This is a genomic window from Telluria sp. B2 (assembly GCF_051789535.1).
Taxonomy (GTDB): Bacteria; Pseudomonadota; Gammaproteobacteria; order Burkholderiales; family Burkholderiaceae_D; genus Telluria.
The window spans coordinates 79417-92671 of sequence record NZ_CP196525.1 but is presented as its reverse complement, the minus strand read 5'-3'; the positions used below and the strand labels follow the sequence as shown (position 1 = coordinate 92671).

Here is a 13255-nt window from a genome sequence, read left to right as displayed (position 1 = left end):
CCCGAAAATACTTCGACATCAACGTGTAGAATGTCGTTCCCCTGAAATACTGAGACAACAGAAAGCAACTATGTGGTTCAAGAATCTTCAGATTTACCGCCTGCCCCAGAACTGGGCGTTCACCCCTGAACAGATGGAAGACGCGCTGCAGTCGCAGGCCTTCACGCCGGCCAGCAGCAATGAACTGCTGCGCCAGGGCTGGGATTCGCCGCGCGGCAACGGCAAGCTGGTCCACGTGGTCAACAAGCAGATGCTGATGATGCTGGGCACGGAAAAGAAACTGCTGCCGAGCTCGGTGATCAACCAGGTGGCCAAGGCCAAGGCGGCCGAGCTGGAAGAGCAGCAGGGTTTCCCACCGGGCAAGAAGGCGATGAAGGAACTGAAGGAACGCGTGGCCGACGAACTGCTGCCGCGCGCATTCTCGATCCGCAGCAATGTCTGGACCTGGATCGACCCGGTGAACGGCTGGCTGGTGATCGATGCCGCCAGCCCGTCGAAGGCCGACGACGTCATCAAGTTGCTGCTGAAGGCGGTGGACCGCCTGCCGCTGGAATCGCTGCGCGTGCAGCGCTCGCCGGTGGCCGTGATGACCGGCTGGCTCGAATCGGATGAAGCGCCGTACAACTTCACGATCGACCAGGACACCGAACTGCGCGCCACCGGCGAGAGCCGCGCGGCCGTGCGTTACGTGAAGCATTCGCTCGATCCGGAAGACATCCGCCGCCACATCGCCTCGGGCAAGCAGTGCACCCGCCTGGCGATGACCTGGAACAGCCGCATCTCGTTCGTGCTGACCGAAGCGCTGGCGATCAAGGGCGTCAAGCCGCTGGACGTCATCAAGGAAGGCGAAACCGTCACCTACAGCGACGACGAGCGTTTCGACAACGACATCATGCTGATGACCGGCGAGCTGGCCAAGATGCTGACCGATGTGGTCGAGGCGCTGGGCGGCGAAGCGAAGGCCTGAGAACGCCGTCGCGTTTGCCGAAGGCGTAGGGTGGGCACCTGTGCCCACGCGGTCGTGCTCACGCATACCCTGGCGCTTCCGGAGATCGTTGGCAGATGCCATATGATTGACGTATCGGCGGATCATACGTCGTACCGCGTGGACACAGGTGCCTACGCCGGCCGCGCCCACCCTACGAAAAGCCACAAACAAAACGGACCCGCGCGGGTCCGTTTTGTTTTGCCGACGCAGCAAGCACCTTACTTCGCGCTCGCCACCTCCTCGCTGGTCGCCGGCTCCGCACTCTTGCCATCGGTATAGGTCGCTCCCTGGCGGTTCTCGTGCGGCGCCGGCTTGCCCGGCAGCGGCGGCAGGGCCTTGGCCTTCTCGAGGTCGATGCCGGCAATTTCCGCCACGCGGCGGCCATAGTCCTCGTCGCAATGCCACAGGTGCCAGACCATGCGCAGCTGGATCGGTTCCGGGCACTGCTTCAAATCGCCGCCGACATTGTTGACCAGGTCGTCGCGCTCCCAGTCCTCGAAGGTCCGGTAGCGGTCGCCCGCCTGCTTGTAGTCGGCCGCGGTACTGGTCGTCTGGTAGCGCCCCAGGTGGCCTTCCACATACTGGTGGTAGTCGCGCTGCGGCTGCGGCGCTTCCTGCATGCCGCCCATCAGGCTCGGTTCGTAGTTGATGTGCTTGTTTTCGCCGCCATCGTCGACGTAATACGTCATCTGGCCGTCGCGCTGGTTGGTTTTCGCGCGGGCCTTTTCCTGTGGCGCGTTGATCGGCAATTGCAGGTAGTTCGGGCCGACGCGGTAGCGCTGGGTGTCGGAATAGGACAGGGTGCGGCCCTGCAGCATCTTGTCGTCCGAGAAATCGATGCCGTCGACCAGCACGCCGGTGCCGAAGGCCGACTGCTCGGTCTCGGCGAACACGTTGTCCGGATTGCGGTCGAGCACCATGCGTCCCACCGGCAGCAGCGGGAACTGGTCTTCCGGCCAGCGCTTGGTGTCGTCCAGCGGATCGAAGTCGAGCTCGGGATGCTCGCCGTCGGCCATGATCTGCACGCAGAATTCCCACTCCGGATAGTCGCCGCGCTCGATGGCGTTGTACAGGTCGCGCGTGGCATGGCTGGTGTCGTGGGCCTGGATCTCGGCCGCCTGTTGGCTGGTGAGGTTGCGCACGCCCTGGCGCGGCTGCCAGTGGAATTTCACGAGGTGGGCCACGCCTTCGTCGTTCACCAGTTTATAGGTGTTCACGCCCGAGCCTTCCATCTCGCGGTAGTTGGCCGGGATGCCCCATGGACTCTTGACCCAGGTAACCATGTGCAGCGACTCAGGGTGGTTCGCGATGAAGTCGTAGAAGCGCCAGGGCTCTTGCTGGTTGGTGACCGGGTCCGGCTTGAAGGCGTGGATCATGTCCGGGAACTTGATGGCGTCGCGGATGAAGAAGACCTTCAGGTTGTTGCCGACCAGGTCCCAGTTGCCTTCGACGGTCTTTAGTTTCACGGCGAAGCCGCGGGGGTCGCGCGCCGTTTCCGGCGACTCCTTGGCGCCGATCACGGTCGAGAAGCGCACGAACACGGGCGTCTGCACGCCGACCTCGTTGAGCACCCTGGCGCGGGTGTACTTGCTGGCCGGTTCGTCGCCGATCTTGCCGTAGGCTTCGAAGTAGCCGTGGGCGCCGGTGCCGCGCGCATGCACCACGCGCTCGGGGATGCGTTCGCGGTCGAAGTGGGTAATCTTTTCGATGAACTGGTAGTTCTCGAGAGTAGCCGGACCGCGTTCGCCGACGGATCGCAGCGACTGGTTGTCGCGCACGGGGTGACCCTGGCGGGTGGTCAGGATGGGACGGTCTGACATGGGAAACTCTCCTCTCTGGTCACGGGAGAGAAAAGTATAGGAAGTTCTTCCCAAGGGCAGCGCTCTGCTGCCCTTGGGAAAGGGCTTGTATCCGGCGCTGCCTACAATGGCTGGAACACGCCAGCGGCGCGGTTCTTGGTGACGTTGTCCCAGCTGAACACCTGGCCGTTCATCGCCACGTAGACGCCGGCCGGCAGGGTCTGCGCCACGCCGCAGGCAAAGCCGAGATTGAACAGCGCGTCCGAGTTCGCGATCTCGTAGGGGATCATGGCGCCGGTCAGCACGATGGTCTTGTCGAGCTGCGCGCCGCCGAGCACGCCCGCGGTTTCACGCATGGTATCGGTGCCGTGCACAATGACGATCGCCTTCTCGGATGCGGCCTGGCAGGAGGCCAGTACGCGCTGGCGGTCGGGGTCCTGCATGTCGAGCGAATCGAGCAGCGGCAGCACTTCGAGCGCGACGGGAATGGTCATGCGGGCACGCGCGATGACGGCTGGCAGGTGGCTTTCAGCAAAGCCGAGCACGCCGTTCAGCTCATTGTAGTGTTTGTCGAAGGTGCCGCCGGTGGCGATGAGTCGCAGAGTCATATCGGTTTGTAAAGGCAGTGAAAAAAGGTGGGTAATGATAGCCGCAAACGGTAGTGTATCCACATGTGACTGCGCTAGAATCAATTGGATCGGATGAGTAGACTCCCCTTTTTTATAGGCATTTGCCTGCGATAGAACATGAAAGCCGTTGCTCCAGGAACCGTTATTTTCCACCGTCATCGCGGGTATGGCGTGATCACCCACGTCAACCTGTTGACCGGGTGGATCTCGGCGCGGTTCGGCAACGAATCGCGTACGCTCGACCTGAATCTGTCGAGCGACGAAGTGCAGCATGCCGATGGCGAACCGATCCTGTTCCGCCGTACCCCGCCCGACCGCATGCCGCATGCGCGCCTGATGGCCGTGGTGCGCGAACTGCACAAGGCCGGCTACCAGAAACTGTATTTGTATTCCTGGCCCAAGCCTTCCGGCCTGCACTGGCGCTGGCATCTGTTCACCGGCCAGCGCAACTGGATGCAGCGCTCCTGGCGCGAAGGCTGGTATGGCTCGGGCGCCGAGTACAACAACAATCCGGTGATGGGATGGGGAGATTCCCCGGGCGCCAGCACCGATGAACTGATCCACGCACTGGCGAAATTCGACCCGCAGGGCCTGGCCCAGGCCCTGGGCCGCGACGAAGACCACACCGCCTGGTTTGCCGATGTCTGCGAGCTGCTGCTGCCGGGCTACATGTACAGCCTGAACATGGAGCGTCCCGCCGGCGGCGGCCTGGTCGAGGCGCCGCCGGTGCCCGTGGTGCCGGTGCGCGCGGGCGTGAAACCGTATGCCGGTCCCGACATCGGCTGGCCGCCGGGTTGGGCGGGCTTGTGGACGGGTACCCACGTGATGCCGGCGCGGCGCATCAGGCTAACGGGCGAGCCGGAGCTGGGTTAACCTCACTCGTAGGGTGGGCACCCCGTGCCCACGCGGAAGTTCGCGCCGCGTTGTCAGCATTTGTACGAGCGGCCGCGGACAAATCGAAGCGCTTCCAGATGATCATTCGATACCTTTCGACAGCGCGGCTGTTCCGAAGCGTGTTGTGCTAACACCGTGCAGGCTTTCGCGTGGGCACGGGGTGCCCACCCTACGGTTAAGGGCCCTTCAGGGTGCTAACGCTTCCGGATTCAGGATATTCGTCGGCTTGCCTGCGGCAAAATTCACGATGTTCTCGAACGCCGCCCGGAAATACATCTCGTAGCTATCCTGCTCGACGTAGCCCAGGTGCGGCGTGGCCAGCACCGTCGGGATGCGCAGCAGGGGCGCGTCCGGCGCCAGCGGTTCGCTGGTGAACACGTCCACGGCCGCGCCGCCCGGACAGCCGCGGCGCAGCGCTTCCTCGAGCGCGCCTTCTTCCACCAGTTCCGCGCGGCTCGTGTTCACGAACAGGGCATCCGGCTTCATGCGCGCGAAATCCTCGGCCTTGACGATGCCGCGCGTCCCCTCCGCCAGCCGCAGGTGCACACTGAGCACATCGGCCTCGGCAAAGAAAGCCGCGCGCGAGGCTGCGGCGCTATAACCGTCGCTGATGGCTGCGGCCCGGCTCGCTTCGCTACCCCACACCATCACCTGCATCCCGAACACCTTGCCGTAGCCCGCCAGCAGGCGGCCGATCTTGCCGTAGCCCCAGATGCCGAGCGTGCGCCCGTGCAGCACCCGGCCCAGGCCGTTCAGTTGCAGGTTGAGCGAGGCCGTCTGCCAGAGCCCTTCCTTCAGGTTGTTCGCATACGGCAGGATCTTGCGGCTGGCCGCCATGATCAGCGCCCAGGCCAGCTCGGCCGGCGCTACCGGCGAGCCGACCCCTTCGGCAATCGCGATGCCGCGCGCGGTCGCGGCGGCCACGTCGACGTGCCCGCTGACCTTGCCCGTCTGCGAGATCAGCTTCAGGTTCGGCAGCCTGTTCAGCAGGGCGGCAGGGAAGGGCGTGCGCTCGCGGATCAGGACCAGGGCGTCGTAGGGCGCCAGCCGGACCGCGAGCTGGCCCAGGCCGCGCGTCGAATTGTTGAACACTTTGACCTCGTGGCCGTCCAAAATTTTGTAACAGTCGAGACCCGGTACGGCATTCTGGTAATCGTCAAGAATGGCAATTTTCATCGGAGTTGGCCGAAGTTATTGATGAGTACGTAAAGAAATAACACGATCCGGAAGAATGTATGTAGCCTACTACTTTAGTCAACTATATTTCCTACATTTTTCCGGCCGAAGAGCTTGTGCATCGGTTTCAGGGGTGTACAATCGCCCGAATATTAAGGGTTTGACACCACTGTTTCTTATATCAGACCCGGCTGCACCGTTCCACCCAGCCTCGTCACCGGGGTTGTCGACATGACCGCCGTACCGCCGCGCTCGACCCGAGCGAAGGGATTCAAAGCGTAGTCCCGGGCACACGACGATCTGCCGTGCCGGGACCAGACCAGAATTCTTTATTGGCATTGGAGGTACTATGAACCAGCCCGTGATGGGCGGCGTCGCCGCACTGAACGTTCCAGCTTACATCAAACACCAAAAGCTCATCAATTGGGTCGCGGACATCGCCGCCCTGACGAAGCCTGACGCCATCTACTGGTGCGACGGTTCCGAGGAAGAGTACGACCGCCTGTGCGCGCAGATGGTCGAAGCCGGTACGATGAAGCGCCTGAACCCGGAGAAGCGTCCGAATTCCTACCTGGCCCATTCCGATCCCTCGGACGTGGCGCGCGTGGAAGACCGCACCTTCATCTGCTCGGCAACGAAGGAACAGGCAGGCCCGACCAACAACTGGATGGACCCGGCCGAAATGCGCACGACGCTCAACGGCCTGTTCGACGGCTGCATGGCCGGCCGCACGATGTACGTGGTGCCGTTCTCGATGGGCCCGCTGGGTTCGCCGATCGCCCACATCGGCGTCGAACTGTCCGACTCCCCTTATGTCGCCGTCAACATGCGCATCATGACGCGCATGGGCAAGGCCGTCTACGACGTGCTGGGCGAGAGCGGCGAGTTCGTGCCTTGCGTGCACAGCGTCGGCATGCCGCTGGCCGCTGGCCAGCAGGACGTGCGCTGGCCGTGCAACAGCACCAAGTACATCGTCCACTATCCGGAAACCCGCGAAATCTGGTCCTTCGGCTCCGGCTACGGCGGCAACGCGCTGCTGGGCAAGAAGTGCTTCGCGCTGCGCATCGCCTCGAACATGGGTTACCAGGAAGCGCAACAGGGCGGCACCGGCTGGCTGGCCGAGCACATGCTGATCCTGGGCGTTGAGTCGCCGCAAGGTGACAAGAAATACGTCGCTGCCGCCTTCCCATCGGCCTGCGGCAAGACCAACTTCGCCATGCTGATCCCGCCGACCTCGTTCAACGGCTGGAAGGTCACGACCATCGGCGACGACATCGCCTGGATCAAGCCGGGCGCGGACGGCAAGCTGTACGCGATCAACCCGGAAGCCGGCTACTTCGGCGTGGCCCCGGGCACCAACGACAAGACCAACTCGAACTGCATGGCCTCGCTGCGCGAGAACGTGATCTTCACCAACGTCGCGCTGACCGACGACGGCGACGTCTGGTGGGAAGGCATGACCAAGGAAGCCCCGGCCCACCTGATCGACTGGCAGGGGAAGGACTGGACCCCGGCGTCCGGCACCAAGGCTGCGCACCCGAACGCCCGCTTCACGGTGGCCGCCACCCAGAACCCGGTGATCGACCCGGCTTGGGACGATCCGGCCGGCGTGCCGATCTCGGCCTTCATCTTCGGCGGCCGCCGCTCGACCACGGTGCCGCTGGTGACCGAGGCGCGCGACTGGGTCGAAGGCGTCTACATGGCCGCGACCATGGGCTCGGAAACGACCGCCGCCGCCGCCGGCCAGATGGGCGTGGTGCGCCGCGATCCGCTCGCGATGCTGCCTTTCATCGGCTACAACATGAGCGACTACTTCCAGCACTGGCTGGATCTCGGCAAAAAAGTGGCCGAGAAGAACGCGGCCGCGCTGCCGAAGATCTTCTGCGTCAACTGGTTCCGTACCGACGAGCAAGGTAACTTCGTGTGGCCGGGCTACGGCGACAACATGCGCGTACTGAAGTGGATCCTGGAACGTACCGAAGGCCAGGCCGGCGGCAGCGAGCACCTGTTCGGCACCTCGCCGAACTACGGCGACCTGAACTGGGACGGCCTGGAGTTCACCCAGGAACAGTTCACGCAGATCACCTCGATCGACAAGGACGCCTGGCGTGAAGAACTGAAATTGCACAGCGAGCTGTTCGAGAAGCTGGCCTACCACCTGCCGCAGGAGCTGGTGGAGACCAAGGCCAAGCTGGAAAAGCAGCTGGCCCAGTAAGTTTCTGAGGAGGGGCGGCGCGTGTTGAGCGCCGTCACGTGAAAAAGGGCAGGACCGTGTGGTCCTGCCCTTTTTTTGTAGGGTGGGTTCTTGAACCCACCGTATGCGCCGCCGCAAACCTGTGGAAATATTGCAGCTGAGCATCTAGCGTACCGCGTGGGTTCAAGAACCCACCCTACGTTATGACAGCGCTGTTACTTCGGTCTTGTGTCCGCCATACGCATCGAACAGCCGCCGGTGCCTTGCATACGACATCGCATCGTCCCGCGTGTAATATCCCGCTACCCAGTCGAGCAGGAAGCTCAGTTTGCTCTGCTGCGCCTCCATCGACGCATACTTGTGCGGCTCCTACGGCCGCTTGCGGTTGTTCTCCAGGCAGGTTTCCAGCCCGGGATTCATGAACACCAGTTCCGAGCAGTGGGGCAGCGCCGCTTCGATCAAGTCGCCGTAGCAGCCTTCCGCGATCCAGCTCTCATGCCTGTCGACAAAGGCCAGCAGGTCGGCGCGCACCTGTTCGGGCGCGCGCGGCACCGCAATCTGTCCCGGCTCCCAGACGATGGTGTCCAGGTCCAGATGCACCAGCCCGTGCCGTGCCGCCAGGGCCTGCGCACGATGCGACTTGCCCGACCCGGAATTGCCCATGATGAGTACTCGCATGCATTCTCCTTTGTCCGGCCGAGAGAAACCGATCAGGCGACATGGTAATGCATGCGCATGCCCTGTTCAGCCAAGACCGATGCCGCGCGCCATGGCGGCGGCAAAGATCGGAATCAGCGCGAATACGTGGATCTCCGCCAGCAGCACCCGGCGCAGCTTGCCCACTTCCTGCAGCGAGGGCAGGAAGCCGGCGTCGGCTTTGGCCGCCTTTTGCCAGGCCGCGATCCGCAGCGTCGGCTGGATCGACAGCAATCCGACCACGCCGAAGGCGGCGATCTTGGCCCAGAACATGGGATTGTGCAGGTAGAAATCCGGTCCCTTGGCGCCGTACCAGACGCGCACGAAGCCGGCGGCGAGGATCGCCAGCGCCAGCATGCCGTAGGCGGCATCGAAGCGTCCCAGCAGCCGCACCGTCTGCGCCGACATGGCGGCCGGGCGCATCAGCGCCAGTTCGGCTGCCAGCACGGCCGCGATGCCGAAGACGATCAGGTGGTGGACGATGGCAAGCAGGAGGTCGCTCATGGTCAATATCCTGGACGATGAAGATATGCCAATGTCTTCTCGTATCTCTGCAGTGTCAAGACCGACGTGCGTCGATCACGTCCTGCCGCGCGGCCGCGGATGCCTGGTTTCCCGCTTTCAAACTGGCGCTCCTCCTTCGACGTGGGGTTTAGGCTCTTCATGTTCCCATGTCACCTGAGGAGGGCCGAGTCATGAAAACGACCATGAAGCAACTCGCTGCGACTTCTTTTGCCGTGCTATTGGCAGGAGTGGCCGGGGAGGCCAGCGCGCAGGTCGGGGCGGCGAAGGAAGCTGGCACCCCGGGCACCACGCGCCAGCAGAAGGAGATGAAAAAAGGCATCGAGCACGTCGACAAGGCGGTGCGGGTGGTACAGCAGATGCAGGCGACGCCGGAAATGCGCGCGCTGCTGCAGCGTTCGAAAGGCGTGTTCGTGGTGCCCGATTACGGCACCGCGGCCCTGGGCATCGGCGCGCGCGGCGGCGCCGGCGTGCTGCTGATGCGCAAAGGAGACTCCTGGAGCAATCCGGCCTTCTACAACTTCGGCGGCGTCAGCATCGGCGCCCAGGCCGGTGCGGAAGCCGGCGCGATTGCCTTCGTGCTGAACGACCAGAAGGCCATGAACAGCTTCATGCAGAACAACAAGTTCTCGTTGAATGCCGATGCCGGCCTGACGGTGGTGGACTGGTCGAAGAAGGGGACCGGCGCGGCCGGCTGGGGCAACATCACCGCCTGGTCGAACACCGAGGGGCTGTTCGGCGGTGCGGCCATTGGCGTCGACGACGTCGACTACGACGAGGACGAAACCTCGGGCTACTACGGCCGCCAGGTGGCGGCGCGCGACGTCCTGGGCGGGAAGGTCAACAATCCCCATGCCGCCGAGCTGCGCCAGGCCCTGGCGAGCGCCTCCAGCGGCAAGGGCGCGTCCAGCATGGGCAGCAGCGGGACCGCCGGCACCAAGTCAGGCGACAAGAGCACCAAGGAAGACGAGCGCAGCCGTTAGGCACGCTGGTCGATCACAAACACGTAGGGTGGGTTCTCGAACCCACCTTGGTTGCAGCACGTAAGCAGGCTACGCGACCGTATGCGCCGCGTCGGCCTGCGTATCCGCGGCTCGCCCATGAAAAAAGCCCGGATCCGCATGCGCGGTTCCGGGCTTACTCCAGTGCTTACTCTTTCTTAGCGGCGCATCAAGCCTTCAACAACGGCTTGAGGTACTTGCCGGTGACGCTGGCCGGGTTCTCGGCCACCTCTTCCGGCGTGCCGGTCGCGACGATGGTGCCGCCGCCGGCGCCGCCTTCGGGACCGAGGTCGACGATCCAGTCCGCGGTCTTGATCACATCTAAATTGTGCTCGATGATCGCGAGCGTGTTGCCCTGGTCGCGCAGGCGATGGATCACCTTCAGCAGCAGGTCGATGTCGGCAAAGTGCAGGCCAGTGGTTGGCTCGTCCAGGATGTACAGGGTGCGTCCCGTATCGCGCTTGGACAGTTCCAGCGACAATTTCACGCGCTGGGCCTCGCCGCCCGACAGGGTGGTCGCGCTCTGGCCCAGCTTGATGTAGCCGAGGCCCACGTCCAGCAGCGTTTGCAGCTTGCGCGCAATCACCGGCACCGGCTTGAAGAACTCGTGCGCATCTTCAACCGTCATCTCCAGCACTTCGGTGATGTTCTTGCCCTTGTACTGCACTTCCAGCGTCTCGCGGTTATAGCGCTTGCCGTGGCAGACGTCGCAAGGCACGTACACGTCCGGCAGGAAATGCATCTCGACCTTGATCACGCCGTCGCCCTGGCAGGCTTCGCAGCGTCCGCCCTTCACGTTGAACGAGAAGCGGCCCGCCGAGTAGCCGCGTTCCTTCGCGGTCGGCACGGTCGCGAACAAATCGCGGATCGGGGTGAACACGCCGGTGTAGGTCGCCGGGTTCGAACGCGGGGTGCGGCCGATCGGCGCCTGGTCGACCGAGATCACCTTGTCGAAGTGCTCGAGGCCGTGGATCGCGTCGTGCGGCGCCGGTTCCGTCTGCGAGCCGTACAGGTGGCGCGACAGGGCCGGGTACAGGGTGTCGTTGATCAGCGTCGACTTACCCGAACCCGAGACCCCAGTTACGCAGGTCATCAGTCCGACCGGCAGCGTGAGCGTCGCCTTTTTCAGGTTGTTGCCGGTCGCGTTCGTGATCACGAGCTGGCGCTCCGGGTTGGCCGGGGTGCGCTTCTTCGGCACCTCGATCTTGCGGCGGCCGTCCAGGTACTGCGCGGTCAGCGAGTGCTCGTTCTTCATGATCTCTTCGAGCGAACCCTCGGCGATCACGGCGCCGCCGTGCACGCCCGCGCCCGGACCCATGTCGACGATGTAGTCGGCGGTGCGGATCGCGTCCTCGTCGTGCTCGACCACCAGCACGCTGTTGCCGATGTCGCGCAGGTGCTTCAGGGTCGCGATCAGGCGGTCGTTGTCGCGCTGGTGCAGGCCGATCGAGGGTTCGTCCAGCACGTACATCACGCCGGTGAGACCGGAGCCGATCTGCGAGGCCAGGCGGATGCGCTGCGCCTCGCCGCCCGAGAGCGTATCGGCGCTGCGGTCGAGCGACAGGTAGTCCAGGCCCACGTTGTTCAGGAACTTCAGGCGCGCGGTGATTTCCTTGATCACGCGCTCGGCGATATCCCGTTTCGCGCCGGTCAGCTCGAGCGACTCGAAGTAGTCGAGGGTCTCGCGCAGCGGACGGTCCGACACTTCATAGATCGCGCGCTGTTGCGCTCCTTGTCCGATCTTGACGAAGCGCGCTTCGGTGCGCAGGCGCGCGCCTTCGCAGACCGGGCACTTCTTTTCGTTGATGAACTTGGCCAGCTCTTCCTTGACCGCCATCGAGTCGGTCTCGCGGTAGCGCCGCTGCAGGTTGTTGACCACGCCTTCGAAGGTGTGCTCGCGGATCACGGTCCGGCCGCGCTCGTTCACATAGGTGAAGGGGATCGCGGTCTTGCCGGAACCGAACAGCACGGCGTCCTGGGCGTTCTTCGGCAGTTTCTCGAAAGGCGTATCCAGGTCGAAGTCGTAGTAGGCCGCCAGGTTCGACAGCATCTGGAAATAGAACTGGTTGCGGCGGTCCCAGCCCTTCACCGCGCCGGAGGCCAGCGACAGGTTCGGGAAGGCGACAATGCGCTTCGGATCGAAGAACTCGATGTGGCCGAGGCCGTCGCACTCCGAGCAGGCGCCCATCGGGTTGTTGAACGAGAACAGGCGCGGCTCGAGCTCCTGCAGCGAATAGCCGCAGACGTTACAGGCGAACTTGTTCGAGAACACGGTCTCTTTTTCCGTGTCCATTTCGTAGGCGACGGCGCGGCCGTCGGCCAGGCGCAGCGCGGTCTCGAAGCTCTCGGCCACGCGCTGCTTGATCTCGGGATTGACCTTGACGCGGTCGATGACGACGTCGATCGAGTGCTTTTCCGTTTTTTTGAGCTTCGGCAGGTCGTCGATCTCGTAAATCCTGGCGGGATTGACTCCGCTCTGGATGCGGAAACGCACGAAGCCCTGCGCCTGCATGGTCGCAAACAAATCGCTGTGCTCGCCCTTGCGGCCGGCCACGACCGGCGCCAGGATCATCAGCTTCGTGCCTTCAGGCATCGCCAGCACGGCATCGACCATCTGCGAGACGGTTTGCGCGGCCAGCGGCTCGTGCGGGTGGTCCGGGCAGTAGGGCGTGCCGACGCGCGCGTACAGCAGACGCAGGTAGTCGTGGATTTCGGTCACGGTGCCCACCGTCGAGCGCGGATTGTGCGAAGTGGCCTTCTGCTCGATCGAGATCGCCGGCGACAGGCCTTCGATCAGGTCGACGTCCGGCTTTTCCATCAATTGCAGGAACTGGCGCGCGTAGGCCGACAGCGACTCGACGTAGCGGCGTTGACCCTCGGCGTACAGGGTGTCGAAGGCGAGCGAGGACTTGCCCGAACCCGACAGGCCGGTGATGACGATCAGCTTGTTACGCGGCAGGTCGAGGTTGATGTTCTTCAGATTGTGCGTGCGGGCACCACGAATACGAATTTCTTCCATTAATTTTTGGCAGGCTTTCAATAAGTTTGTGCGGGCCGCGCACGATACTGTCGCGGTGAGCGGGCCAATCGAGGGGAATCTGCTAGTTTAGCCGTTTTTTGCTTCGGCTGTACGTTTATCCAGTGGTGGGTGTATCAGCGCTGGCAAGCTGATATGCCACCTTGGCAAGCTTGGCTAACGCGTTCGCCCCCTGGCCCGTCTTATGTGTGCCGTTTCCGCTCCGCTTCAATGACAAACCGTTCAGAATCCGAAAATAAATTCGCGATTTGCTGGTTTTTGCTCAGCCTTGGCGCGTCCGGCATACCCGTAGGGTGGACGGCTCGTGACGCGGGCATCT

General features: G+C 63.5%; 10 protein-coding genes. 4 read left to right on the top strand and 6 right to left on the bottom strand.

Annotated features, from left to right (window positions below; translation table 11 throughout):
• Positions 1-70 precede the first annotated feature (70 nt).
• Positions 71-967 (top strand): recombination-associated protein RdgC, encoded by an 897-nt coding sequence (locus ACSUZJ_RS00375; protein WP_499412303.1) that lies wholly within the window; start codon positions 71-73, stop codon positions 965-967.
• Between the two features lie 239 nt (positions 968-1206).
• Here the strand turns inward: ACSUZJ_RS00375 and ACSUZJ_RS00370 are convergent, their stop codons facing one another.
• Positions 1207-2808: a catalase gene (locus ACSUZJ_RS00370; RefSeq protein ID WP_499412302.1), complete on the bottom strand. Its 1602-nt coding sequence runs from the start codon at positions 2806-2808 to the stop codon at positions 1207-1209.
• Between the two features lie 101 nt (positions 2809-2909).
• Positions 2910-3395 (bottom strand): asparaginase domain-containing protein, encoded by a 486-nt coding sequence (locus tag ACSUZJ_RS00365; protein WP_499412300.1) that lies wholly within the window; start codon positions 3393-3395, stop codon positions 2910-2912.
• A 138-nt stretch (positions 3396-3533) separates the two neighbouring features.
• Between ACSUZJ_RS00365 and ACSUZJ_RS00360 the strand changes: the two genes are divergently transcribed.
• Positions 3534-4289 carry an L-asparaginase gene (locus tag ACSUZJ_RS00360; protein WP_499412299.1) on the top strand — a complete coding sequence of 252 codons (756 nt, stop codon included), beginning with the start codon at positions 3534-3536 and terminating at the stop codon, positions 4287-4289.
• Positions 4290-4496: 207 nt separating this feature from the next.
• Here ACSUZJ_RS00360 and ACSUZJ_RS00355 read toward each other — a convergent pair whose 3' ends face one another.
• Positions 4497-5486, bottom strand: a complete 990-nt coding sequence (locus ACSUZJ_RS00355; protein WP_499412298.1) for a D-2-hydroxyacid dehydrogenase family protein — start codon at positions 5484-5486, stop codon at positions 4497-4499.
• A 349-nt stretch (positions 5487-5835) separates the two neighbouring features.
• Here ACSUZJ_RS00355 and ACSUZJ_RS00350 point away from each other — a divergent pair, with 349 nt between their 5' ends.
• On the top strand, positions 5836-7701 hold the full coding sequence (locus ACSUZJ_RS00350; protein WP_499412297.1) for a phosphoenolpyruvate carboxykinase (GTP): 1866 nt from the start codon (positions 5836-5838) through the stop codon (positions 7699-7701).
• 348 nt (positions 7702-8049) lie between these two features.
• Here ACSUZJ_RS00350 and ACSUZJ_RS00345 read toward each other — a convergent pair whose 3' ends face one another.
• Entirely contained in the window at positions 8050-8358 is a 309-nt protein-coding gene (locus ACSUZJ_RS00345) for a P-loop NTPase family protein (RefSeq protein WP_499412295.1), read from the bottom strand.
• Between the two features lie 66 nt (positions 8359-8424).
• Positions 8425-8880 (bottom strand): DUF2214 family protein, encoded by a 456-nt coding sequence (locus tag ACSUZJ_RS00340; RefSeq protein ID WP_499412294.1) that lies wholly within the window; start codon positions 8878-8880, stop codon positions 8425-8427.
• A gap of 203 nt (positions 8881-9083) precedes the next feature.
• Between ACSUZJ_RS00340 and ACSUZJ_RS00335 the strand changes: the two genes are divergently transcribed.
• Positions 9084-9881: a lipid-binding SYLF domain-containing protein gene (locus ACSUZJ_RS00335; protein ID WP_499412293.1), complete on the top strand. Its 798-nt coding sequence runs from the start codon at positions 9084-9086 to the stop codon at positions 9879-9881.
• A 187-nt stretch (positions 9882-10068) separates the two neighbouring features.
• Here ACSUZJ_RS00335 and uvrA read toward each other — a convergent pair whose 3' ends face one another.
• Complete coding sequence (gene uvrA / locus ACSUZJ_RS00330) at positions 10069-12918, bottom strand: excinuclease ABC subunit UvrA (protein WP_499412292.1); 2850 nt, start codon at positions 12916-12918, stop codon at positions 10069-10071.
• Positions 12919-13255 lie beyond the last annotated feature (337 nt).